Origin of the sequence: Changchengzhania lutea (assembly GCF_006974145.1) — a bacterium.
GTDB classification, from domain to species: Bacteria; Bacteroidota; Bacteroidia; order Flavobacteriales; family Flavobacteriaceae; genus Changchengzhania; species Changchengzhania lutea.
The window spans coordinates 3,989,164-4,013,433 of sequence record NZ_CP039456.1 but is presented as its reverse complement, the minus strand read 5'-3'; the positions used below and the strand labels follow the sequence as shown (position 1 = coordinate 4,013,433).

Here is a 24,270-nt window from a genome sequence, read left to right as displayed (position 1 = left end):
CAAAATCCAATTGATTTAAATAATTATATAAGATTTTTTTGTATATTTATAATTCTCTCTTTTATAAATCTTATCTCATCTCCCAAAGATTTGATTTTTTATAGATTAAGCTAACTTTATCTTGCTTAATCACCCGTCAAAAAATAGCAAAAAGAACTAATTAATTTACTCAACTGTTCTATTAAGAATGTTGAATAAGACATTGATTATATTTTTTAAAGTAATTATATATGTTACTCATTAGTTTCCTTCTTTCAAAGCTTTTAAATGTATCCACAAAAAATGTTGAGATAGATGTGCGGGGATTCGATTGTCCAGATACATTTAGAAAAAATCATTTAGAAAAAATAGGAAGAACCTTTTTAACAGGCTATCATCATATTTTCAAAGATCCTCATTTAAAAAATTCAAATTTCAAAAAGAAAGATCAAATGTACTCTGGTTTTTTCTACGAAGGGCTTTCTATGTCTTTGACTCTTGTTGGCACCTTTACCTTTAATAAAAGAAAGCTTATAGATATGTTGATGAAAAAACATTCTGAACATATTTACATGATTCACGTTGGAATTGGTTGGGCTTTTGCTAGGCTTCCATTTACAAAAATAGAACATCAAATTAAAATGTATGATCCATTGTTAAGAGGACTGATAATGGATGGTTACGGGTTTCATCAAGCATATTTTAAAACGAACGACTACGTGTATCACTTAAAAATTCCTACAGAGTTAAAAAGTAGTAACTCCAGACATAATTTTTATCAAGGTGTGGGTAGAGCATTATGGTTTATTTATGGAGGACAACCATCTAAAATTGCTGCCAAAATAGCATCTTTCAACTCACAGTACTTACCGGATTTATGGTCAGGTATAGGCCTTGCAGCAGGATATGCTGGTGGTGTTTCCAAAAAAGAATTAATAGAATTACGCACTCATGGAAAATCATATAAAGCAGACATGGCACAAGGGGTTGCATTCGCATGTAAAGCCAGATCCTTAGCGGATAATGTGGTTGAGCATACCGAATTGGCCTCAGAAATATTTTGTGAGTTACAGGTAAAAGAAGCTACAGCTATAACCGATTTTGAATACCATAAGCTAGTTAATAGCTTTCATGAGGACAATGCCTATAGTAAATGGCGTCACAATATCATACTGAACTTTCAAAAACAATTTTCTAATGAAATCATTCTTACAAAAACAGCTTATTAGAATACTGGCCTTAAGCATCTTATTTTTGTTATACTTTTCTGCGAAACTTCCTAGAATAGATGATAGTTACAAAGAGAAGATGGCAGAAAGCTTTAAATTCGAAGTTATCAAAATAGATATTGGTGAAGCTTCCCTCAAAAAAAACCGTCGCGTACATCCATCGTACGAACATATTTCGTCCTGGATATCTTCAGTGGGTGCCGCTGCAACTTTTACAGATATTTCTGGTAAAGGCATTTTTAATGACCTCATTCTTACTGAACCAAGAACGGACAAAGTCTATCTTATACCTGAATCAAAATCGCCACAGTTCATTTTTGAAGTTACTCAATTGCCTTATAGTAATGAAACAATGGCTCCCATGGGCACATTATCGGCAGATTTTGATGAAAACGGAGAAATGGACGTCCTTATTTACTATTGGGGAAGAACGCCAGTCATTTTTTACCAAAACAGTGGATCTTTTGAAGAAAAGGAATTAACTAACACAAATGAAAAATGGTATACAAATGCTGCAACACTTGCGGATGTTAATGGTGATGGCAGTGTTGATATAATATTAGGGAATTATTTCCCAGATTCGGCAGAGGTACTTAATGTAAAAAATACAGAGTTCCAATTTATGCAACACTCAATGTCTAGAGCCGACAATGGATCCAGAAATAGATTGTTTCTGTCTAATTACAAATCGAAAACTGGATTTTTAGAAGACGAAGATTGGCTAGAAGGATTAGGAACTCCTTTAGATTGGACATTAGCCTTAGCGGCTGCCGATATTAATAATGATTTACTTCCAGAAATCTATATTGCAAATGACTTTGGACCTGATAAATTACTACTAAATCGCTCGACAACTGAGGATGTAAAGTTTGAATTACTAAAAGGAACTAGATCTCTCACAACAATGGCATCATCGGTTTTGGGAAAAGATTCTTTTAAAGGCATGGGAGCCGACTTTGCCGATATTAATGGCGATGGCCTTTTAGATATTTATGTGAGTAATATTGCTGCCGAATATGCGCTTGAAGAAAGCCATTTTCTTTTCCTAAATACTGGAAACTTTAAAGATATGACCAATGGTTTAGCTCCTTTTGAAAATGAAAGTGAGTCCCTTGGATTGTCAAGAAGTTCTTGGGGATGGGATTGCAAATTGGCCGACTTTAATAATGACGGTACAAAAGAGGCAATACAGGCAACCGGATTTATTAAAGGGGAAGTTAATAGATGGCCTGAACTACATGAAGTCGCTATGGGAAATGATGAGTTACTCTCCAATGCTTCTCTATGGCATAAGTTTAAGCTAGGTGACGACCTTTGTGGCAATGCCCATAACCCATTCTTTGTTAAAGATCAAAACGGCTACTTTTTTGACATCGCTTCACAATTAGGTATCGATCAGGAGCAAGTAACTCGAGGCCTTGCCATTTCTGATATAGATCACGATGGAGATCTTGATTTTGTAGTTGCCAATCAATGGGAAGATTCGAGATTATATATAAATAATAATGACTTAAACAATCAAACTGGAGCATTTATTGGCTTAAGTATTTACCAATCCATTAATAATCAAAAAACAACTGTTAATACTTTTACCTCAAGGTATCCTGCAATTGGTTGTCAAGTAAGAATATTGAAAATAGATGGAGTTAAATTGGCAGATAACAAGCAGCTCATAGGGTACGTAAACGGTGGTAATGGTCACTCTGGAGTTGATAGCTGCGAAGTCCATTTTGGATTAGGAAATATCGATTCAGAGTCTAGTATAGCTTTAGAATTTAAATGGATAGATAGAAACGGAAAGAGGCAGAAAGAAATACTAACATTATCTCCAGGCTGGCATGAAATCAACCTTAAACAAGACCTAAAAAAATGAAACAAATAAAAAATATACGATTAGCAGCGCTTATACGATTTTCAATCGCAATAACTGCTTTAAACATTTTAGGTTTTGCATACTTAGGATTCGAACAGTCCTATGCTCATCCCATAATTTCTTTGCTTACAGCATACATATTGGAATTGTTCTTTGAGTATTTAGAGTCGCGGATTCAGAAACGTAAGGCTCGTTTTTTAGGAAGCCTAAAACAATGGGTTTATTTTTTACTTCCAGCACATATAACCGCTCTAGCTGTTGCCATGCTTTTATATACTAATGAGCAATATTTCATACAAATATTCGCGACAGCATTTGCTATTTTATCAAAATACATTTTCCGCATACGATTGAATGGTCGGGTTAGACATTTTTTTAATCCTTCAAACATGGGAATTGCAATAACATTAATTCTATTTCCTTGGGTAGGAATTTCCCAACCCTATATGTTTACTGAAAATTTCCATGGTATTGGAGATTGGATGTTTCCGTTATTTCTAGTAATCCTTGGAACATTGCTAAATGCTAAATACACCAGAAAACTTCCATTAATATTGTCTTGGTTATGCGTTTTTGTCTTACAGGCTGGCATACGAGCTTTATTTTTTGATTCTAGTTTTGTTTCTGCATTATTGCCAATTACTGGATTGGCCTTTTTATTATTTACGTTTTACATGGTGTCCGATCCGGGAACCACTCCTACAAGTTTTATAGGACAAATAGTCTTTGGTGCTTCAGTTGCACTAATTTATGGTCTCCTAATGATTTCTCATATTGTGTTTGGACTATTTTTCTCACTTCTAATCGTATGTTTTATAAGAGGTTTAGCCATTTACATGCAACCGTATTTTAAAAAGAATTTGGGAAGTGTTTTAAAACCTTATAAGCTGATTTTTAAACATGAATAAAAGAATCGCCATAATAGGAATGGAATGTTTATATCCTGAGGCAAACGGATATAAAGAACTCTGGCATAATATTTTGGCTGGACGCAAAGCGTTTAGAAAAATGCCAGAAGAAAGACTCAATTCAAACTATTTTTCGGACAATCAAGATGCTATTTATCAAAATCAAGCAGCCGTAATTAGTGATTATAATTTCGATAGGGTGAAGTTCAAAATCCCAAAAGAAACATACTTATCTACAGATATAACTCATTGGATTGCCCTTGATATAGCCAGTCAGGCAATAAATGATGCAAAGCTTGAGATTGATGATGCATTAAGAAGCTCTACTGGGGTATTTATTGGTAATACCTTAACTGGTGAAATGACCAGGTCAAATTTGCTCAGACAAAGATGGCCATATGTTTATAGTACTATTAGACATGAGTTAGAGGGGCAAAAATGGGATGCACAAGAAGTAACCGACTTTTTAAACCGGATTGAAAAGCGTTACAAAGCTGCTTTTCCAGTAATGCAAGAAGATTCTTTGGCAGGAGGCCTTTCAAATACAATAGCTGGGAGAATATGCAACTATTATGACTTCAATGGAGGAGGCTATACTGTTGATGGCGCCTGTAGTTCTTCTCTTTTAGCCATAACAACAGCATGTAAGGCTATTGAATCAGGTGAGATAACCATGGCATTGGCTGGAGGTGTAGACATTAGTTTAGATCCATTTGAGTTAGTAGGATTTTCAAGAGCTGGAGCTTTGGCTAAAGAAAAAATGTACGTCTTTTCTAAAAAGTCCAATGGGTTTTTACCAGGTGAAGGTTGCGGCTTTGTCGTACTAATGGATGCAGATATTGCTGAAAAAAAAGGACTCTCTATTTATGCCTTCATGAATGGTTATGGCATATCGTCTGATGGTAAAGGGGGTATTACAAGGCCTAAAGCCTCGATGCAAGAAAAAGCAATTAGAAAAGCCTACCCTAATGATAGTATGTCTTTTTTGAAATACATTGAAACTCATGGAACTGGAACAAGAATTGGTGATAAAACAGAATTAACTGCTCTAGATTCTCTAACTCAACCCCTGAGCGATGTTGTTTATATAGGAGCTATTAAAGAACTTATAGGACATACAAAGGCTGCAGCTGGAATAGCGGGATTTATTAAAACGGTTCTTGTTGCAATGCAATCTAAAATACCTGCACAACATGGACACTATGATAGTCACGATATTCTCAGTTCAAGTAAAAACTTGAGAATTCCATTAGAAATGGTTGATATAAAGGATAAAAATATTATTTGTGGTGTTAGTGCCTTCGGGTTTGGTGGCATTAATGTTCATATATCTATTCAAAACAATCCAAAGAATAAAACAAAAATAATATCTGAAACGATACCATCATATCAAGAGGGGGAACTCTTTCTTTTTTCGTCTTCAAATATAGATGACCTCGTATTTCAGGTGTCGGAAATTCTGAGCTTTGCCGAAAAACTTTCTATTGGAGAATTATCTGATTTAAGTAACGTACTTTTCAAAAAATTAAAAGAAAATGTCACAAAGCGTTTAGCAATTGTAGCATCTTCACCTGGTGAATTATCACTAAGGTTGAAAAAATCTCTAGACATCATAACAAATGCGTCAAAAAAGTCAGAAGGCGTGTTTTTTGAATCAGAAAAACTACCTGTAAAGATTGGTTATTTATTCCCAGGACAAGGAACTGGACATGCTGTATCATCTCATTTATATAAAAACCGTTTTTTCGAAATCGAAGGTATTCTTAAGACATTCGATATTGAAAATGGTCATATTCAATTAGATAATACCGCTTTAACACAACCTTTTATTGTAAGAAATACGGCAATAGCACTAAAATTGTTATCTGTTTTTGGGGTTCAGGCAGATCTTGCCATTGGTCATAGTTTAGGCGAACTTTCTGCTTTGTACTGGAGCGGAGCCCTTGATTTGACTACTTTGAAAGAGCTTTCTCTTAAACGAGGCGAGTTCATGAACGATTTCGGAAATCAAAACGGAAGAATGTGCAGTATATCGGCTGACAAGCTTACAGTCACAAATATTCTAAATGGGTATGATGTGGTCATTGCATGCCAAAATTCTAACAAACAAACCATTGTTTCTGGATCTGATACAGAACTAAAAAAAGTAGAAAACGCTTTACTTAATACCGATATCCCCTTTGCGTCATTAAAAGTTAAACGGGCTTTTCATTCTCCCTTAATGCGAAGCGGGAAATTACCTTTTAAACATTACATAGATACTTTGACCTACAATACCATTAAAACTAAAATACTTTCACCTACAACACTTGGAAGATTAAGTACCACGAAAGATATCAATAAATTGTTGCTTGATCAGTTTGACAATCCTGTTCAATTTTTAGAAATTTTTGAAAAAGGAGATAAAGATGTAGATCTATGGATTGAAATTGGTAGTGGCAAAACACTAACAAATATTGCAAAATCGATTACACGAACACCCGTTACGTCCATTGACATCTCAAATAATATGGATGGATTATTGGAGGTCGTGGGCATTCTTTACACAAAAGGAGTCCCTATCAACTTGGAAAAACTGTTTAACAAACGATACGTGAAAAAGATGTATTTTCCTTGGAATCCTATGTTTATTAGTAATCCGTGTGAGAAAACAACAAATTTTTTATATTCCCCTAATCCCGAAATGATTAAAACATCTCTATCTGAAGAACATGCAATTGCCATTAATACATCATCTTCAACTATTGATGTTTTAAAACAGATCATTGCTAAGAGAACAAAACTACCATTGGAAGCTATTGAAAATGATGGAAGAATGCTAGACGACCTACATCTTAATTCTATTGTGGTTGGTGATATTATTGCTGAATTAAGCCATACTTTAGGGTATACAATAACAGGTACTCCCATAGAATATGCAAATGCTTCACTTTCAGAAATAGTACATGTCTTTGATAGTAATAGCACTGATAGAAACACAATAGAACAAAGTATTCAACCTCGCTACCATTGGGTTGAAGCTTTCAATATTGAGTGGTTTAAAGAATCTCTTTTTACAACTACACTATTGAATGATGAAGATAATTTGTGGATCTCTATAGACAGTAAGCTAAATATAAAACTTCCAGGTTATGGTTGTATTATTTCATTGATTGGTTGTAACGAATTACAAGTCATTAAAAAATTAGAACTACTAATAAAATACATGAACCGTGAATTGCCCGAGAAATTAATCATAATCCAAGATAAATCCCTTGCATCAGGATGGAGCAAAAGTTTGTACTTAGAATATCCACAAATTGATATTCTATTGATTACTGCCAATCAGCTCCAAGACATTTTGCCTAAGTTAAAAGAAGAAGTGCAAAATCTTTCAGGGTTACATGAGGTGAGTTATTTAAACAATAATCATAGGGAAATTGCATTAATGAAACCGGTTTCTAGTGTCTCTTTAAATGATGAAAAAATTAAACATACAGATATTGTTCTTGTAACTGGTGGCGCCAAAGGAATTACAGCTGAATGTGCATTGGCATTAGCAAAAAAGAAAAATAATGTAACAATTATCATAGGTCGTTCTCCAAAAGAGCATAAAGAAGTACAACGTAATTTAGATCGTTTTGATCAAGCAGGACTTATTTACCATTATTATGAATGTGATGTGATCTCTAGTGAAGACTTACTAGCAATAAAGAAAAACATAAACGAAAAATATGGTAAAATAACTGTAATTCTTCATGGGGCTGGAACTAATACCCCTACCCCAATTATTAATTTTAACCATAATGATTTAAAAAAGACTTTAGAACCAAAACATATAGGACTTAAAAATTTACTGCAATGCTACCAAGAATCTGTTGAGCAAGTAATCACATTTGGCTCTATTATAGCACACACAGGAATGCGCGGAAATGCAGATTATGCTTTAGCAAATGAATGGATGGTTAATACTTTGAAAAATTGGGCAAATACATCAAAAAAGAGATGGCTTAATATAGCATGGTCTGTTTGGAGAGGAACAGGAATGGGAGACCATTTAGGTGTGTTAGAGCAGTTACGCATTCAAGGAATAGATCCTATAAGTATTGAATCAGGTGTTGAAAAATTTTTAGAGCTGGTATTGTCTAATGCCAAAGAAAACTTAATTGTATCAGGAAGATATGGTCGTAATAAAACGATAAAGTCTTGGCAGCCTAAAATTTCAAATTTTAGATTTATCGAGACCCCTATTTTATCATATCCAAATAAAGAAGTTGTCTTAGAATTTACATTATCTACCGCTACAGATTTGTATTTAGAAGATCATAAAATCGACGATGTTATCGTTTACCCAACAGTAATGTCACTCGAAATTATGACTCAAACTGTTGCTTTTTTGCAAGGAAAAGTTGTTGAGCAATTAAATTTTTCAAGCTTAGAATTAATAGAACCAATACTGATTTCTGAACAAGATCTCTTATTAAGAGTAAATGCATATCGTCAAGATAATACGATTAAACTCTTTTTAACCAACACAAATAAATTAGAAACGATTTATGTTAAGGCAGAATTTAATATTGATAAAAAGCATAATGCTAAAGTCCTTCTCTTACCAGAATTTAATATCCCAAAAATTGATATTGAAGGGGACCTTTATGGTACACTACTTTTTCATACAGGACGCTTTAAATGCATTAATAAATATTACCACTTAAGTCCTTTTGAAGCCGTAGCAAGCGTTAATATTAAATCTGTGAAGTGGTTCTCATCTAATAAAAATCAATCTGTTTTAACGCTTCATCCGGAGATAAATGATGCTATGTTGCATGTTGTACAAGCTTGTGTGCCTCATTTTACATTATTACCTACATCTATAGACCGTATTTATATTGATACAAAAACACTACAATCATCAAATGAAGAGTTATTAATCCATGCTAAAGAAAACTATAGAGACAATGACGTATTTAATTATGATGTTACATTAGTTACATTTACAGGTGATGTCCTATCACAATATTTAAGTGTCTCTTATAAAATTGTAAAAGGGGGAAGACAGCAAGTCAAAGCACTTTCAGATACGACATTAGCATTATCATTAAATAGAATGCTCTCTGAAGAGAAGATGCAAGGCTTAACTTTAGAAATCAATAAAGCAACTCCTGAACAAACCTATAGGCCAGATGGCAAACCATTACTAATCTCATCTGATAATTTTATTTCCAAATCTAATTTAGAAAACATCCATTTAACGGTTCAGGCAAATATAGCTGTAGGCTGTGATTTAGAAATAATTAGTGACAGATCTGAAAAAAATTGGTATACCTTATTGAAAGAAAAAGATATAGAACTCGCAACAGCTTTAAATGAAGATTTTAATACTGCTTGTACCCGATTATGGGGAGTAAGAGAAAGCTTAAGGAAAATGGAGATTCTTTTACCAATAAAATTAACTTCAAGAGTAAATGATCAACCCAATAGTATTGAATTTATTGGCGATGGTTTTCGTACTTTCTCATGGAAAACCAGACATAAAGATATTGCTTCAGAAATAATTATAACTGTTTGCAAAAAAGTCTCTAAGGATACCAAATTATTTAAGCATAGTTTTACTGTAGATTTTGAAGAAACCAATCTCGTTGGTAACGTATATTTTTCAAACTATACAAAATGGCAAGGAAAATGCAGAGAAGCTTTTTTACGTCAAAACGTTATGAAAATCACTAACGAAAAAGGAGAAAAAGAGCCCATTACATCTTTATTATCTGATGGTAGACTAGCACTAATTACATGCTCTACAGAATGTAAATTTCTAAAGGAACTTTCAGCGTTTGATACCGTAAATATGTACATCGCTTTAGACGACCTCATAAACAATAGAATTTTTATGAATTTTAATTATTACAGAGAAACTGAAGATGGAGAAGAGCTTGTAGCCAAAGGGAAGCAAGAAGTGGCTTGTATGGAAAGAACAAATGAAGGAATAAAAACTTATAGAGAAGGTATTCCTAAAGAATTAAAAAACGCATTACTGCAATATATTTAATTAGCAGATGAAAGGGAAAATCACATCTAAAGCATTAGAAAGCAAAAAAGATATGATTGAATTTGATGTATTCAATTCAATCACTAGATTGCTTAACTTTCCTACCCCTAGTAAGCAGCGTCAAATCATTCATAAAATAAATAGAATTCTTATAGAAATAGAGTTTATCAAAAAAAACAAGCAAAAATTTTCTCATCTCACTCAACGTGAAAAAGAGATTGTTGGTCTACTCATAAAAGGGAATAACAATCCGCAAATCGCTGAGCATTTATTTATAAGTAGATACACCGTCGAGCAACACCGAAAAAATATAAATCGAAAGTTAGAGATTCACTCTGTAGGGCAGCTCTACCCTTTTGCATATGCCTTTAATTTGATATAAAATAAATACGATCCACTCGTTATCATAAAAATGCCCAAGGTTGGGTATTGCGAAAAATCATATTTCTCCTTTAATTTATGGAAACTGTTAGCATCTAGTGATGCAGTTTTAGTCTTATTAATGTGAAAATATACAAACCTTAAATTCTAAAGATTATGTGGAAATATTACATGGATCCAATTTATGAAGCCCAAGATCATTTTGCTAGACATTTGAAAGCCATTGCAAAACCAATAGTCCCAATATCCGATAAACAACTTTTATCAGATGCTGGAAATCATTCAGACCCAGCAGTACGAGAATATGCCCTTTTGGAGTACTCCTATAGATATGATCAATCATCATTTGGCGTGTTATTAGATTTTTGGCAAGGAGAGACCGATCGCGATGTAAGAAAGTCTTTATTTGAGGAATTGGTGAGATTAGATGGCAAAGCCTTTAAACACTATTTAGAATTAAAAGGAGTGCCCAAAGATATACCTGAATTAGCCAGAGCATATTATAATGCACCGCTAGGAGGTGTAACAAGAGGAAAGCGCCTGGATGTAAAATCAGATGAAAAAGAAATATTTGATCAAACGATACCTCTTCGTGTGGCACTCAGGGAATATGTTGAGGTCGAGCCTGGGAAATGGATGTACCATCTGTATGGTCCAATTCAGGAGAAACGAGTAGCAGGGCAATTATTAGCATGTACTAAAGTAGAAACTAGAATGGACAGAGTTGTATTAACAAAACATTTGGAAGGTCTGCATACTGATGGCTCACTCCATATAGAAAGCACTTTGTTTACTGGAAGAACGGTGATGCGTGATGATGTTACAGGAGTGGCAAGCATGCGTACAATGATGAAGATTCCTTTTTACCCTTCTGGACGTGTCGGAGACGAATCTGAAGGAGTTATTACTGATGCCAATATTTTGGTAGCTAGAGCGGCCACCTGGCAGCTCAATAAAGATATTCAAATAAGAGATCATTATGCTATTAATAATGTCACAGGAATTATACATGCTTGGGGTTACACAAGACCAGACAAAGCAACATTTGATCCTTCAGGAAGAATGGACTTAATCGCTGGTTTGTTCCACTTAGGTGATATCATTGATGAACGTGTAAGACCTTATATAAATACTTATACTATAGGTGCGTATTATGGAAATATTGAACCTGATGTAAAAGGCATAATTGGTTTAAACACCTTACCTTCATATACAACTTTGGATGGAGAAATTGATAGAGATCGCGATGGGATAGCTGAAACCCCAGGCGAGCATTATGACCGATGCCCAGGAGTTCACCCTATAGATCACTATAAACGTGATAATGATCCTAGATCAACTGGACCAAAAACAAAATATCCGCTTAAGGATTCTTAGAAATGAAATTTAAGTTTTCTCCCCACATAGCTGTACAGGTAAAAGACCTTAATAGGGCCAGAGATTTCTATACAGATGTTCTGGGAATGGAGTTTTTATCTGAAAATGAACAAGAAATCAAATTACGCGCTTCTGGGATTACATTTTATTTAGAAGAAAACAACAATCGACAAGTATTTTTTGCTTTTGAAGTCGATTCAATGCCTGTAGCCAAGAAAATTTTAATCGAAAACAATTGCCTTGTAACGATGGAAAGCTCTGAAGGGATTATGATTAGTGATCCAAATGGATTATCATACTTCGTTTCGGAAACAATAATAGAACCTTAATTCAAAATGATATATATCAGAAGAATCACATACTTTATAATTATATCATTCTGGTATATTCCTGTGCTATTGATTCTTTGGTTTAGAAGTAAAATTTTCAATCGATTTAATTTTTTTGGTAAGGTTCTTACAAATTATTTAGAAACATTAGGATCAGGATTCATCAAAGTCGGGCAGATTTCAGCGTCTCGTCCAGATACTTTCAATACTGAAATTAGAGCGCAACTAGGTAGGCTTCATAGTAGTGTTAGGACGAAAAAACGAGATAATCCATATAAGTTAGTCAGAAGTTTTCTTGGAGAAAAAAAAACAGATACTTTAATTGAAAGCATTGATAATAAACCCATAGGTTGCGGTAGTGTTGCGCAAGTATATAAAGGAAAGTTACGAAATGGCACATTGGTCGCTTTCAAAGTGTCCAATAAAAAATTGGTTAACAACATGGTTGCCGATTTTAAAATCATTCTATTTTTTGCTCGCTTTTTAGATCGTTTACAAATATATAAGAGTATTCCATTTGTTGATTCGCTCTTGGAAATAAAAGAATTAATAGAAAATCAAGCAGATTTAAAACTAGAAGCTGAAAATCTTAAAACAATAAAGGAAAACCTAAAACACTTCAAGGCTATTCGTATACCAGAAATTATAGATACGCTTAGTAATAAAGAAGTCCTTACAATGGAGTATATTGATGGATTCAAAGAAGCAAAAGACATAAATGAAGAGGATACACTTAATTATAAAAAGGCACTCAAAGAAGGACTAACAGCAGTTTATCAAATGATTTTTGATAATGGTGTTGTTCATGCAGATTTACACTCTGGAAATGTAGGATTTTCAAATGAATCAATGGTGCTACTGGACTTTGGGATTGTTGCTAAACTAAATGACGCTACAAAGAAAGATTTTGGAGATTTTTTTTATGGCTTTGTTATAGGAGATGTTACAATGTGTTCCGATATTATCATTAGACAAAGTAAACAGGTTCCTAAAAAATTTAATAAAGAAAAGTTTTACGAATCTGTTGGTCTTTTATTTGACCAATACAATGGGTTAAATATTAGTGAATTTCAAATTTCAGGTTTTGTAACCGACTTATTCAGCGTACAAAATAAATTTCAAATGATTGGCTCTAAGGATTTTGTAAGAGCTATATTCTCCTTGTTAACTTTTGAAGGCATCTTAAAAAGTTTAATGCCCTCGATTGATTTTCAATTAGAAGCCAAACTATTTTTGCTTAAGTATAGAGCAAAATCTTTTCCAAGGAGACCTTGGCCAGAAAATATCTATAATACTATACATATAAGTTCAGTAAACAAAACTGCTCTAGTATAAAAACAACATCAAAGAGAATATATGATATGTTATAATTTTAGATTAAGATAATTATGGAATTATACGACGCAGCTATAGCGGATAAATTATTTATTGAGACTAGTGCTTTAATTTCAGAGTCTGAAGAAAATGAAGATATAGTAACACATCTAAATCGGTGGATGAAAAAAGGACAGCCATGTCTGTTTGCTAGATATGCAGCGCAAAAAAAATTACTGGATTATTGCATTATCAATGAAAATGAGTTTTTAATGTTGGAGGAGTCTCTTCTCCAAGAAAAAATATGGAAAGCTAGGCGTCAGTGGGAAATTAAAACCTATTTAGGAAAAAGCATGGGATTCATTCTTTATTTGAAATGTGACCACCTTTTGAAAGCGGAGAACCTAATAGCTATTAGTAAAAAACTGGCTTCTATACTTCTAAAAAAAGAAGTTGGGTTAAACGCCACCGAATTAATAAAGGTCTATCTTAAAAACCCGATAACTAAAAGTAAAATATTTTGCTGGGATACACCCATCAACTACTTTTCTCAAAAAGCATATGCAACATGGTGGGATGATCGAAAGATTCCACAAGGAATCGCTTTATCTATAAATGCGGTGGGTCATTCTGTATTTGCTAATTTATTTACACCAAAAATAGCTAAAGATTGGAGTGTTAAAACAATAGCTTTAAGCAAATCTTGTAGTCATTTTAATGACGTCAGTATGTATAAATCAAATTATCATACAGACCATACTTTACCATCTTGCTTTTTTACAAAAAACAACAACCTTGAGAAATCTTATATATTTCCAATTACAGAAAACTATAATTTAGAACGTTATCATCGTAAACCTAATACGGATTGGGATGACGTAGATGAAAGAAAAGATGGCAACCCATATATAATTAATTATACAGACCTTCCATATTATTTAAAAGAAATTACAACTGCTAAAACATAATGGAATAATTATTATCTAAAGAGAAAATCGCATAGCATTAAAAAATAAAATCATGAAAGATAAATTTCATTGGACATCATTTGATGTCAATAATATGTTACCGAAAGGTTGGAAACAAATGATCCATGATATTGCTGAAGAATATAGAGACGAAAGGTTATTGCTTCCTAAACATAGCTCCTGTAGAGAAGCAAATGAAGAAGGTGTAAATGTGGCAAATGTTGATGGCATCACACTGAAAAGAACAGCACCTTGGTTATATGAATTATACGCCACAAAGTTTGTTGAATTGGCTCAGTACTTAACAGACGACAAAGTAGTCATTGCTAAAGATGATTTACATGCTGCTGTTTTAAATATACAAAATGGAACAACTATGAGGTATGAAGCGCATGTTGATACAAATCCAATACAAGGCATTCTATATGTGACAACACACACTCCAGGAGAAGGAGGAGAATTAGTAGTAGCAAATTCTGAAGATTGCTATTCAATTCAAGAAATAGAAAAAAACAGTTCAAGAATCTATCCTGTTTCAGGGCACATTGTTTTTTTTGATGCTAGAAAATTCTCCCATTATGTGCCACCATTAAGGGATAATGATAAAATTAGAATTGTAGTAGCAATGAATTTTTATACTTCAAGTTGCCCTGAGTCGATGAGGCCCCATGACTTAAGCATCCATCTTAAAGGCTATTAAAAAACATTTGGTGTCACATTTAATCTTATTTCTTAAAGATTCCTTTCGTTTTCTTTAACAAATTAGCAGGAAAATGCCCAAGCTTGGGTATAGTTTATATGCTATTTAAATAATACATTTAGATTACCGATTCTCTCCTCCACTAATTATAAATCGAATTAGTAACTAAAACATGTATTATGACAGCAAAAAAAAAGATAACGTAATTTTCCTGATTATAGAAAAGTTGAATATGAAAGATCCGTTATAACAATCCCTGTTCAAGATTTTGACCATGGATTGAAATTTTACAATATTTTTTTGAATTTAATTAAAACAATGAATTTCTAATCTATAAAAATAGGTTTTTCCCTATAAAAAATATGGTGTAATACACTACATTAATGGAGGTAATAATCTTAATAAAAACATTAAATAATGTTGAAACTTTAAGTGGAAAAATCATTAATCCTAAGGCTTTAATATCTGAAGATATGGGAAGTTTTGCTCTATTTATAGATTCAGAAGGGAATAAATTAGGGATTTATTTTAACAACGGATAAATGTTTGTATCTATTGTTAAGTACTAAAAAGATATTAATTTAAACATAAACAAACTATGGATTATTTAGAATTAGGAAAAAAACTTGGGGCATTGTTAAAAGGCTTCGAAGAATCTTATGGTGATGTTTCACCTAAAGCTCAAATTGATAAATCATTATCAGAAAAGATAAAAAAGCTAACTTCTGTAACTACAACTATCGTAGAAGGAAGGCAAAAAACAATGTGGGGTAATGTCGTTGATAAATCGTTATTAAAGGAATTATTTCACGGTGAATTGGCCCCAAAGAAACATATCCGTAAGCAACATCCTCCTGCCGGAATAGATCATATGACACTGGAAACCATTGATGTATTTAGAATTCCAGAGATGGGGACTTTTGAAGTTCCATTTAAAGGTTTTTTTAAAATAGCCAGAAGTGCGCCTTCAAAAGACAAATGGGAAAACTCTGTAGTTTATGTGAATTTTTTGGAATTGAAGCTGTTTGGTACAGATAAAGATTTGGGAGACATTACCGTAGATCTTAATCCTGAGGTTGTTAGTGCAGGAAACACATTTCCTTCAGCCAATATTGGTCTTGTGGCTTGTAATATAAATGTAGCTGCTAGATTTCATATTCATAAGCTCAATTTAGTTCTTTATAATAAAACACCTATACAATTAACAAATAGAGATGTTCAAGGAATTCCAACTATTGGAGAATCAGGGAAAGCTAATATTCACGCATTACCATTATATGATTATAATAATCCTCACGGTGATTTCTTTGGTTATGTAGAAGAACTAAACTATAAAGTAAAAAGATATATGAAAAGAGAAGAAGTTGAGTTATATCGAAAAGCAAATAATTATACCGAATTCATGAATTTTTAAGATATATATCAAGTCGACCTATTGAAAATGAGATAAGTGTGTCTCTTAAATATATAATTTTGAATGATATTCTTTTTAATGAAATATGGAATGATTGTTTTATTTCTCTTTGAAATAAACCTGCACATCAAGATGTAAGGTGTCTTTTATCTGCATTAGGTTTGTAAACTTTTGTATTGAACAAAATGAAAATACTATTTTAAGTTCTTTCTCTTTAGTTTGGGGAATCTTAAGGCAAGTCAGTGATGCCAAAAAATAGGTGTGCTAATCGATACCCCGTCATTTTATGCGCCTTTTCATATCTGGGAATCTCTAATCTATGGACACTATAGTCTTATTTGTGCTGTAATGGAATTTTAAAAAAAAACCTAAAGAAGGGGGAATACGGTGTTATATATATACCTCACTTCAATTCCACTTAAGGGCTGACCAAATGAAATAATAATTTACCAAAAAGATGGCAAAAGGTATGAAATCCAATTCCTTGTTATGGATTATTCTTAAATTTGTGTTTTAATTTTCCTTCTAATCTTCAACCCTCATTGAGGAAGAGGGAGAAAAAGGGGCGCCGATACAAAAGTATCGGGGAATTTTTAGTTTATTATAGCTAAATCAAAATAAAACGTCATAATTTTGAATATAAAAAGAGTTCGTTAGGCGTAATAGTTAAATTTTCGTCTGACACTTTTTGCTTGTGCACATTTCTTTTCTATTGGATTTAAATCTGGACTATATTCTGCCTAAGCGATTACGGTAGTTTTCAAATTTTGAGCTAGAATTTTCCATTTTCAAGAAAGAACAAACGGTATCAAAATTACTAAAAAACAAAACTGTTAAATCATTAAACCGTTAGCAATCAAAACGGTGTAAACCGTAACATTGCGCGAGCCTCTTACTCACTTGCTATTCACTTAGATTTATAACCACCCTTTTTATAGAGAGTTCTTTATGGTATAAAACGTTATTAATTGAAGTCTTTAAATTAAGGGAAAATTTTTGGAAATTCTTAACCCACAATTTAAAAGAATTATAAAAATACAGTGTTTAAAGCATTGGGGACAATAAGCCCGCTGTTTTCTCGATTAACTGAATATGTTTTGGGCGTGACATCCACTTTTCTGGGTCGATTTTCTTTGAATATTTTAAATCATCTTCAAATACATCGCATAGTTCCTTTGCAAACTCTTCATCGTACACCAATGCATTAACTTCAAAATTAAGGTCAAAACTTCTGATGTCCATATTTGCGGTACCGATTATTGAAAGTTTTTTGTCTGTCACCATTGTTTTTGCATGTATAAATCCTTTTTCATACAAATATATTTCAACACCCTCGGCTAGCAACATGGTATAATAAGACCTGGCCGCAGCATCAACTATTTTTGAATCCGATTTCGCTGGAACTAATAATTTTACTTTTACGCCACTATTCGCAGCCATAATAATGGTATCCATTACGCTTTCCCCAGGAATAAAATATGGTGTGGTAATCAATATTTCCTCCTCAGCTTGATGTATTGCCTGGCACAAGGAAAATTTTATATTAGGCAGATCAGAATCCGGACCACTTGCGGCAATCTGCATTATCTTGGATTCGCTTTTCGGGATTTTTGAATGCTTAGGAAAAAAATGATCATCGGGTGCTAGGGTACTTTCTGAACAATAATTCCAGTCGGTGATAAAGGTGTATTGTAAATAGGCAACGGCTGGGCCTTGCAACATTAAATGGGTATCCCTCCAAAATAACGCCTTCTTTTTTTCTTTTTTATCATTACCAGTATCTCTTTTATTCACATAATGGTCGCTTACATTAATGCCACCAACAAATGCCGTAGCTCCATCAACAACAATTATTTTTCTGTGATTTCTATAATTAATCCGATTTGCAAAAGCGATTAACTTTATCTTATAAAACGAAAAGGCTTCTACACCAGCCTCCTTTAATCTGGGAACCTGTTTCTTTCTTATTGACCTGCTACCAAAATCATCATAGATAAATCTAACCTTTACACCTTCCTTTGCTTTTTTTATCAGTGCTTCTACAAACTCGCATCCTATTTCATCATCTGCGAAAATGTAATATTCAACATGAATGTGATCTTTAGCACTTTCTATGGCTTTAAAAACTTCGGGAAACTTTGTTTCTCCATTTACCAATAGTTTTACCTTGTTATTGGCCGTAACAGGGCTTAAGGTTTCATGAATCAGGAACTTTACCAATTTGTTGTTCTCATCAATGTCGTTAGTGTCATCGGACAATATATCTTTTGATCTTGAATTGATTTGTTTTTCGAGTTTTGATCTTAAATCCTTATTCTGAAAGAGTTTTTTATCGTAGATTTTTCTCTTTCTATAATTAACACCAAAGGCGAAATATATAATCATACCAATAATTGGAAAGAAAATAACTAGCATTAAATAGGCTATGGTCTTACTATGGCTACGGGTGTCCCAAATGATTCTTAAAGAGGTAGCGATTACTGCTAAAATGTAAATACCCTGAAGGATTAAGTCCCAGTTCATATAATATAGTTAGGTTGCTAAATAAGGCTTTAAAATACTATTTATAATACTTCAATGCAAATAAGGCTTTAAAATGAATAAATCATTTATTTTACCTCACCCACCGCTGAAACATCCTTTAGCGAAAAAGCAGTTCCGATTCAGTATTGATGGAAGAGGTAAACCGAAACCCCTGCACACTCTTCCTTGGGAAATAAAACACCTAAAGAAATGGAATTAGAATTTTATCAAATGAAAAATGTGGCATAGGTCTTAGAAAATTTGTCCGACTTTTTGTTGCAAGCCCAAAAGAAACAAAAACCAATATAGACAACACGCCAATAAGAAATAGATTATAATAGTAATGTCGTTTTAGAGCGTTTTCCTTATCCCATCATCTATTATTTTCAGTATTATATGAACTTTTTTTATTTGATTTCCATTTTTCAAATACGCTAAAAGTTTGCACATTAGTAGGTGGGTATAATCCAATTATTGAAGCACCATTATTAACTTGCTCTAAGACAAAATCTTCAAATAATGTCATTTCTTCACATTCTAAAATCACATCATTTATTATATCTTGAGGAATTATTATAACGCCGTCCTTATCTCCAACAACAATATCCCCAGGGAATACAGCTACATCGCCACAGCCAATGGGTACATTAATATCAATAGCCTGATGAAGCGTTAGATTGGTTGGAGCTGATGCCTTTTGATGGTAAGAAGCAAAATTTAGATTGGCAATTTCTTCGGAGTCTCGAAAACCTCCATCTGTTACAATACCAGCAGCACCACGCTTCATAAGTCTAGTCACGAGTATAGACCCAGCTGAAGCTGCTCGTGCGTTTTTCCGACTATCTATTATTAATACAGCTTCTTCAGGACAAGTTTCAATAGCGACTCGTTGTGGATGTTTTGGATCTCGAAATACACTAACTGGATTCAAATCTTCTCTAGCTGGTATATACCTTAATGTAAAAGCTTCTCCAACCATGTTTTTTTTCAACATACTAAGTGAAAACACGTTTTGAATAAACTGATTCCGTAATCCTCTTTTATATAAGCATGTAGCTATGGTTGCAGTACTTATCTTGTAAAGTTTTTCTTTTAATTCTTTTGATAATTTATTCATTTCTAGTGTTTTTGTTAAAATTATTTGGAGAATGCAAAATAATAATTATATTTGGAAAACCAATCTGGTTAACCAAATTGGAAAACCAAAAATAATTATTTATAGTTAATATAAAAAATTGAGGAAACATTTTTAAAATTATGAAAACAAATTCCCTTTTATTTTATTTTCTCATATTGGGTAAATTAGTAGCAGATTAAATATTTCAGACTTAAGCAGCAGTATTTGTCTTTTAAAGATAAATGCTGATGCTGGAAGTTTGGTTAAGAAGGTAATAGTTGATTGGTTTGAATAGTTGTTATTGATTTCTAAAGAGGCTGTCTGAAAAGTCAATTTTTAGCTTAAATGTCACATTGAGACCCGAGCCAAAAAATTTTATCAAGCGGTAATGTTGACAATGAAACAGAACTTGAATTTGAAACTGAAAATTTTAAATTATGGATTGTCCCCTAGAGGGGACTTTAGGGGTGCTTTAAAGATTTTGATTAAAATTTAAATAATTGAAAATCAAATACATAAAATAGATGTCAATGGTAGCGCAGTCGACATGCTTTGGTTTTCAAAACATTGAAACTTCGACTGCGCTCAGTTTGACAAGAGTTAATTAGTTTTCAGACAGCCTCTTTTTGAACCTGTAAGCAAACAACTGAAGTTTATTTTTAATAGTAAATTGGAGAGTGAATTTTTTACTAGTTATATTTAATTTTATAAAAAACATAAATGACTACTCGAAGACATTTTATTTTTAAAACGGCATGTGCAGCAAGTTTGCTGTCCTTTTCAGCATTCCCTTACCAAGTGTTAAAAGGAAGTCCCGTTGATAATCGTTTAGATGTTAACATTTTTTCCAAACATCTACAGTTTTTAGATTATAAGACTACTGGAGAAATGGCTGCAGAAATGGGTTTTTCAGGAGTTGACTTAACGGTTCGACCAAAAGGTCATGTCCTACCAGAAACTGTAAAAAGTGATCTCCCAATAGCAGTTAAAGAAATCAAGGAAGGCGGTTCTAACTGTAAAATGATCACCACAAGTATTGAGAGTGTTAATAACACGCTGGATATGGACATATTGCAAAGTGCTTCTAAATGTGGTATTAAATATTATAGAACCAATTGGTTTAAATACATAGAAGGAAAATCTATGTTAGATACATTAAAGATGTATCAAGAAGAAATATATAAGTTAGGCAATATAAACGAGAAGTTAGGGCTTGTAGGATGTTATCAAAATCATGCTGGTAAGAATGTGGGCGCCTCCTATTGGGAAATAAAGAAAATTATTGAAACTGTTAATCCAGAATATTTTGGTGCACAATATGATATTCGACATGCCATGGTTGAAGGTGGGTTTTCTTGGGAAAACGGATTGCAACTTTTACATCCTAATATTAAAGTGATTGTTTTAAAAGATTATAAATGGGATAAGGTTAATGGTAGTTGGCAAGCAGTTAATGTGCCAATAGGAGAAGGGATGGTTGATTTCGATAAATATTTTAAGTTACTAAAGCATTACAAACTAAAACCGCCAGTTTCACTCCATCTTGAGTATGATTTGGGAGGCGCAGAAAAAGGGAACAGTACACTATCTGTAGATAAAAAAGTCGTGTTTGATGCCATGAAAAAAGACTTGAATGCCATTCAGGAAATCTGGAAACAAGCTTAGCAGTAGCATTACTTATTTGCATAACAAAAAATGATTCATTGACTTAATTAAGAATAATAAATAAACACATGAAACATCCATAACTAAAACTTGATACCGAAGTGAAATGATTAGATGGATGTCGCATGTGACCAATAAAAAACAATACAAATAAACACATGAAAAAAAACTTATTCATTTTAAGCTTAGTCATTGTATTAGTGGCTTGCACGGAACAAGTACAATTAAACACTATTAAAGTAACTAATATAGAAGAGCTAAATACTGCAATAGAAAACAGCAAAGCTGGAGATTATATTGTTTTGTCAAATGGTGTTTGGAAGGATGTTCAAATTCAATTTTATGGAAAAGGAACAAAAGAATCACCTATTGTTCTAAAAGCTGAAACTCCTGGTAAAGTTTTTATTGAAGGCGCTTCAAATTTACAAATTGGTGGTGATTATTTAGAGGTTAGAGATCTTTATTTTAAAAACGGATATACGCCTTCAAAAAATGTTATTCAGTTTAAAATTGATAAAGGTGCTATTGCAAATCATTCTAAAGTCACCCATTGTGTTATTGAAGAATTCACACAACCAGATCGAGATGTAAGCGACCATTGGGTGGAATTTTGGGGTAGACATAACGAGTTGAGTAATTGTTATATCACTGGAAAATCTAATTTTGGTCCTACAATAATGGTTCAACTAAAAGGAAATGAACACATTAAAAATTACCATCAAATAGTTAATAATCATTTTGGATCAAGACCTAGAAAAGGTGGCCCTCACGGCGAAACAATGCAACTAGGAGATAGTGGTACTTCTATGGCACCGTCACACACTTATGTAGCGAATAATTTCTTTGATCGTTGTAACGGCGAGGTTGAAATAATTTCGAGTAAATCAAACTTTAATGAGTTTAGAAACAATGTGTTTTTTGAAAGTGAAGGCTCTTTGGTTTTAAGACATGGCAACTATGCGGTCATTGATGGGAATGTTTTTATAGGGAATGATAATTCAGAATTTATTGGTGGCATTCGTGTTATAAATACAGGGCACTGGATTACCAATAACTATTTCTATAAGTTAAAAGGAAACACATTTAGAGCGCCTTTAGCCGTTATGAATGGCATACCTAAGTCACCACAAAATAGATATCTTCAAGTAACTGATGCTGTGGTAGCCTACAATACATATATAGATTGTAAAACCCCTTTTCATTTTAGTGTGGGGTCTAATGTAAGCCAGAGTGATGTGTTACCAGCATCTGAAATCCGTTCGGCAAGACCAATAAGAACTATTGTGGCTAATAATTTAATATTTAGTCATGAAGGTGATGAATATCCAATAGAGAATTATGATGAGGTTGATGGCGTTTTATTTAAAAACAACATTTTAAATGTTGAAAATAAAAGTAAAGTAAAACCAGAAGGCATAATAACGAAAGGTTTTGAAGTACGTAAAGTATCAGATTTACTATTTATTCCTGCTGAAAATAATAAAGAGGTCTATTCAGGTTTTGATTTTGAAACCATTACCACAGATATTTTTGGTAATAAAAGAACTTCAGAAAATAATGGTGTTGGAGCTATTGTGATACCTATAAAAGATAACACTGTATTAATAGATAAAACTAAATATGGTACAGATTGGTTTTCTTCGGGAAGGCCAAAATATGAGATTAAAACAATTTCAGTTGCAACAAATGAAAGATTGGTAGAAAGTCTAGAAAAGGCAAATTCAGGTGATATTCTTTCCTTAAATTCTGGGAGTTATAGTATCGATTCAACATTGGTTATCGACAAAAAAATCACCATTACTTCTAAAGATAAAAATAACAAAGCTGAGTTGGTATTTACTTCTGAAAATACCGCTTTTGAGATGAATCCCAAGGGCAACCTCGTCATTGAAGATATTATACTTAAAGGGAACAAAACACAAGATGCATTTGCAACCTTAGATAAAAACATGTCCAAATCTTATAATCTATGGGTTAAAGATTCTGAAATAAGTAACTTTAAAAGTGTGCTAAGCGTATCAAAAGGGTCATTTGCAGATACCGTTTCGGTTTCGAACACAATCATTAAAAATTGTGATAAAGGGATTCAATTAAATAAAGAAACCAATGACAAAGGAGACTATAATGCCGAGTTTGTATATGTTACTAATTCCACTTTTGACAATATAAATGAAACTGTTTTAGATTACTACCGTGGAGGCTATGACGAGTCTACCATTGGAGGCAATCTAGTGTTTAAAAATAACACGATTACTAATTCTGGTAAAGATTCAAAAGAGGACATTTTGATAAAAAATCGAGGCATTGTAAATGTTGATTTTTCCAATAATACATTCAGTAATAATCCTGTAAAAGTTATTGCCGTTTTATGGGGAGAAAAAGAGCAAAAACCAGTTGATAATACTACTAAAAATTCCGGAGAAATAAAAGTAGTTCAAAACCTTAAATTAAAATTAATGTACTAAAGG

Annotated in this window: 16 protein-coding genes; 14 read left to right on the top strand and 2 right to left on the bottom strand. The window is 33.0% G+C overall.

From position 1 onward, the window contains the following. Positions 1 to 230: 230 nt before the first annotated feature. The 12 genes from FAF07_RS17880 (at position 231) to FAF07_RS17830 (ending at position 16,497) form a co-directional block, all read left to right on the top strand. The gene (locus FAF07_RS17880; RefSeq protein WP_142786399.1) at positions 231 to 1,208 is read left to right on the top strand and encodes a DUF1702 family protein; all 978 of its coding nucleotides are present in this window, start codon (positions 231 to 233) and stop codon (positions 1,206 to 1,208) included. Continuing rightward, positions 1,177 to 3,081 (top strand): CRTAC1 family protein, encoded by a 1,905-nt coding sequence (locus FAF07_RS17875; protein WP_142786398.1) that lies wholly within the window; start codon positions 1,177 to 1,179, stop codon positions 3,079 to 3,081. Before FAF07_RS17880 ends, FAF07_RS17875 begins: the two co-directional genes overlap by 32 nt. After that, positions 3,078 to 3,989, top strand: coding sequence for an RnfABCDGE type electron transport complex subunit D (locus FAF07_RS17870; RefSeq protein WP_142786397.1), 912 nt, complete (start codon positions 3,078 to 3,080; stop codon positions 3,987 to 3,989). Before FAF07_RS17875 ends, FAF07_RS17870 begins: the two co-directional genes overlap by 4 nt. Continuing rightward, positions 3,982 to 10,014, top strand: a complete 6,033-nt coding sequence (locus tag FAF07_RS17865) for a type I polyketide synthase (RefSeq protein ID WP_142786396.1) — start codon at positions 3,982 to 3,984, stop codon at positions 10,012 to 10,014. Before FAF07_RS17870 ends, FAF07_RS17865 begins: the two co-directional genes overlap by 8 nt. Positions 10,015 to 10,021: 7 nt before the next feature. Beyond that, on the top strand, positions 10,022 to 10,396 hold the full coding sequence (locus tag FAF07_RS17860; protein ID WP_142786395.1) for a response regulator transcription factor: 375 nt from the start codon (positions 10,022 to 10,024) through the stop codon (positions 10,394 to 10,396). Positions 10,397 to 10,551: 155 nt separating this feature from the next. Further along, complete coding sequence (locus FAF07_RS17855) at positions 10,552 to 11,772, top strand: hypothetical protein (RefSeq protein ID WP_142786394.1); 1,221 nt, start codon at positions 10,552 to 10,554, stop codon at positions 11,770 to 11,772. 2 nt (positions 11,773 to 11,774) lie between these two features. Beyond that, on the top strand, positions 11,775 to 12,101 hold the full coding sequence (locus FAF07_RS17850; RefSeq protein WP_142786393.1) for a VOC family protein: 327 nt from the start codon (positions 11,775 to 11,777) through the stop codon (positions 12,099 to 12,101). 6 nt (positions 12,102 to 12,107) lie between these two features. Next, positions 12,108 to 13,436, top strand: a complete 1,329-nt coding sequence (locus FAF07_RS17845; protein ID WP_142786392.1) for an ABC1 kinase family protein — start codon at positions 12,108 to 12,110, stop codon at positions 13,434 to 13,436. Positions 13,437 to 13,489: 53 nt separating this feature from the next. Continuing rightward, the gene (locus tag FAF07_RS17840; RefSeq protein WP_142786391.1) at positions 13,490 to 14,383 is read left to right on the top strand and encodes a hypothetical protein; all 894 of its coding nucleotides are present in this window, start codon (positions 13,490 to 13,492) and stop codon (positions 14,381 to 14,383) included. Positions 14,384 to 14,477: 94 nt separating this feature from the next. After that, entirely contained in the window at positions 14,478 to 15,083 is a 606-nt protein-coding gene (locus tag FAF07_RS17835; RefSeq protein ID WP_221930767.1) for a 2OG-Fe(II) oxygenase, read from the top strand. 383 nt (positions 15,084 to 15,466) lie between these two features. After that, on the top strand, positions 15,467 to 15,625 hold the full coding sequence (locus tag FAF07_RS18635; RefSeq protein WP_185956476.1) for a VOC family protein: 159 nt from the start codon (positions 15,467 to 15,469) through the stop codon (positions 15,623 to 15,625). Between the two features lie 56 nt (positions 15,626 to 15,681). Continuing rightward, positions 15,682 to 16,497 (top strand): DUF6073 family protein, encoded by an 816-nt coding sequence (locus FAF07_RS17830; protein ID WP_142786389.1) that lies wholly within the window; start codon positions 15,682 to 15,684, stop codon positions 16,495 to 16,497. 1,044 nt (positions 16,498 to 17,541) lie between these two features. Here the strand turns inward: FAF07_RS17830 and cls are convergent. Together cls and FAF07_RS17820 are read right to left on the bottom strand one after the other, a co-directional pair. Further along, complete coding sequence (gene cls, locus FAF07_RS17825) at positions 17,542 to 19,020, bottom strand: cardiolipin synthase (protein ID WP_142786388.1); 1,479 nt, start codon at positions 19,018 to 19,020, stop codon at positions 17,542 to 17,544. A gap of 373 nt (positions 19,021 to 19,393) precedes the next feature. Further along, complete coding sequence (locus FAF07_RS17820; protein WP_142786387.1) at positions 19,394 to 20,137, bottom strand: ribonuclease activity regulator RraA; 744 nt, start codon at positions 20,135 to 20,137, stop codon at positions 19,394 to 19,396. A 720-nt stretch (positions 20,138 to 20,857) separates the two neighbouring features. Here FAF07_RS17820 and FAF07_RS17815 point away from each other — a divergent pair. Beyond that, positions 20,858 to 21,802 (top strand): sugar phosphate isomerase/epimerase family protein, encoded by a 945-nt coding sequence (locus tag FAF07_RS17815; RefSeq protein ID WP_142786386.1) that lies wholly within the window; start codon positions 20,858 to 20,860, stop codon positions 21,800 to 21,802. A gap of 158 nt (positions 21,803 to 21,960) precedes the next feature. Further along, positions 21,961 to 24,267 (top strand): chondroitinase-B domain-containing protein, encoded by a 2,307-nt coding sequence (locus tag FAF07_RS17810; protein WP_142786385.1) that lies wholly within the window; start codon positions 21,961 to 21,963, stop codon positions 24,265 to 24,267. Positions 24,268 to 24,270 lie beyond the last annotated feature (3 nt).

Coding starts and splice junctions, on each gene's coding strand:
- FAF07_RS17840 (WP_142786391.1), top strand. CDS start 13,490: ATGGAATTATACGACGCAGCTATAGCGGATAAATTATTTATTGAGACT.
- FAF07_RS17845 (WP_142786392.1), top strand. CDS start 12,108: ATGATATATATCAGAAGAATCACATACTTTATAATTATATCATTCTGG.
- FAF07_RS17820 (WP_142786387.1), bottom strand. CDS start 20,137: ATGAATAAATTATCAAAAGAATTAAAAGAAAAACTTTACAAGATAAGT.
- FAF07_RS17810 (WP_142786385.1), top strand. CDS start 21,961: ATGAAAAAAAACTTATTCATTTTAAGCTTAGTCATTGTATTAGTGGCT.
- FAF07_RS17830 (WP_142786389.1), top strand. CDS start 15,682: ATGGATTATTTAGAATTAGGAAAAAAACTTGGGGCATTGTTAAAAGGC.
- FAF07_RS17815 (WP_142786386.1), top strand. CDS start 20,858: ATGACTACTCGAAGACATTTTATTTTTAAAACGGCATGTGCAGCAAGT.
- FAF07_RS17870 (WP_142786397.1), top strand. CDS start 3,078: ATGAAACAAATAAAAAATATACGATTAGCAGCGCTTATACGATTTTCA.
- FAF07_RS17835 (WP_221930767.1), top strand. CDS start 14,478: ATGTTACCGAAAGGTTGGAAACAAATGATCCATGATATTGCTGAAGAA.
- cls (WP_142786388.1), bottom strand. CDS start 19,020: ATGAACTGGGACTTAATCCTTCAGGGTATTTACATTTTAGCAGTAATC.
- FAF07_RS17855 (WP_142786394.1), top strand. CDS start 10,552: ATGTGGAAATATTACATGGATCCAATTTATGAAGCCCAAGATCATTTT.
- FAF07_RS17880 (WP_142786399.1), top strand. CDS start 231: ATGTTACTCATTAGTTTCCTTCTTTCAAAGCTTTTAAATGTATCCACA.
- FAF07_RS17865 (WP_142786396.1), top strand. CDS start 3,982: ATGAATAAAAGAATCGCCATAATAGGAATGGAATGTTTATATCCTGAG.
- FAF07_RS17850 (WP_142786393.1), top strand. CDS start 11,775: ATGAAATTTAAGTTTTCTCCCCACATAGCTGTACAGGTAAAAGACCTT.
- FAF07_RS18635 (WP_185956476.1), top strand. CDS start 15,467: ATGGAGGTAATAATCTTAATAAAAACATTAAATAATGTTGAAACTTTA.
- FAF07_RS17875 (WP_142786398.1), top strand. CDS start 1,177: ATGAAATCATTCTTACAAAAACAGCTTATTAGAATACTGGCCTTAAGC.
- FAF07_RS17860 (WP_142786395.1), top strand. CDS start 10,022: ATGAAAGGGAAAATCACATCTAAAGCATTAGAAAGCAAAAAAGATATG.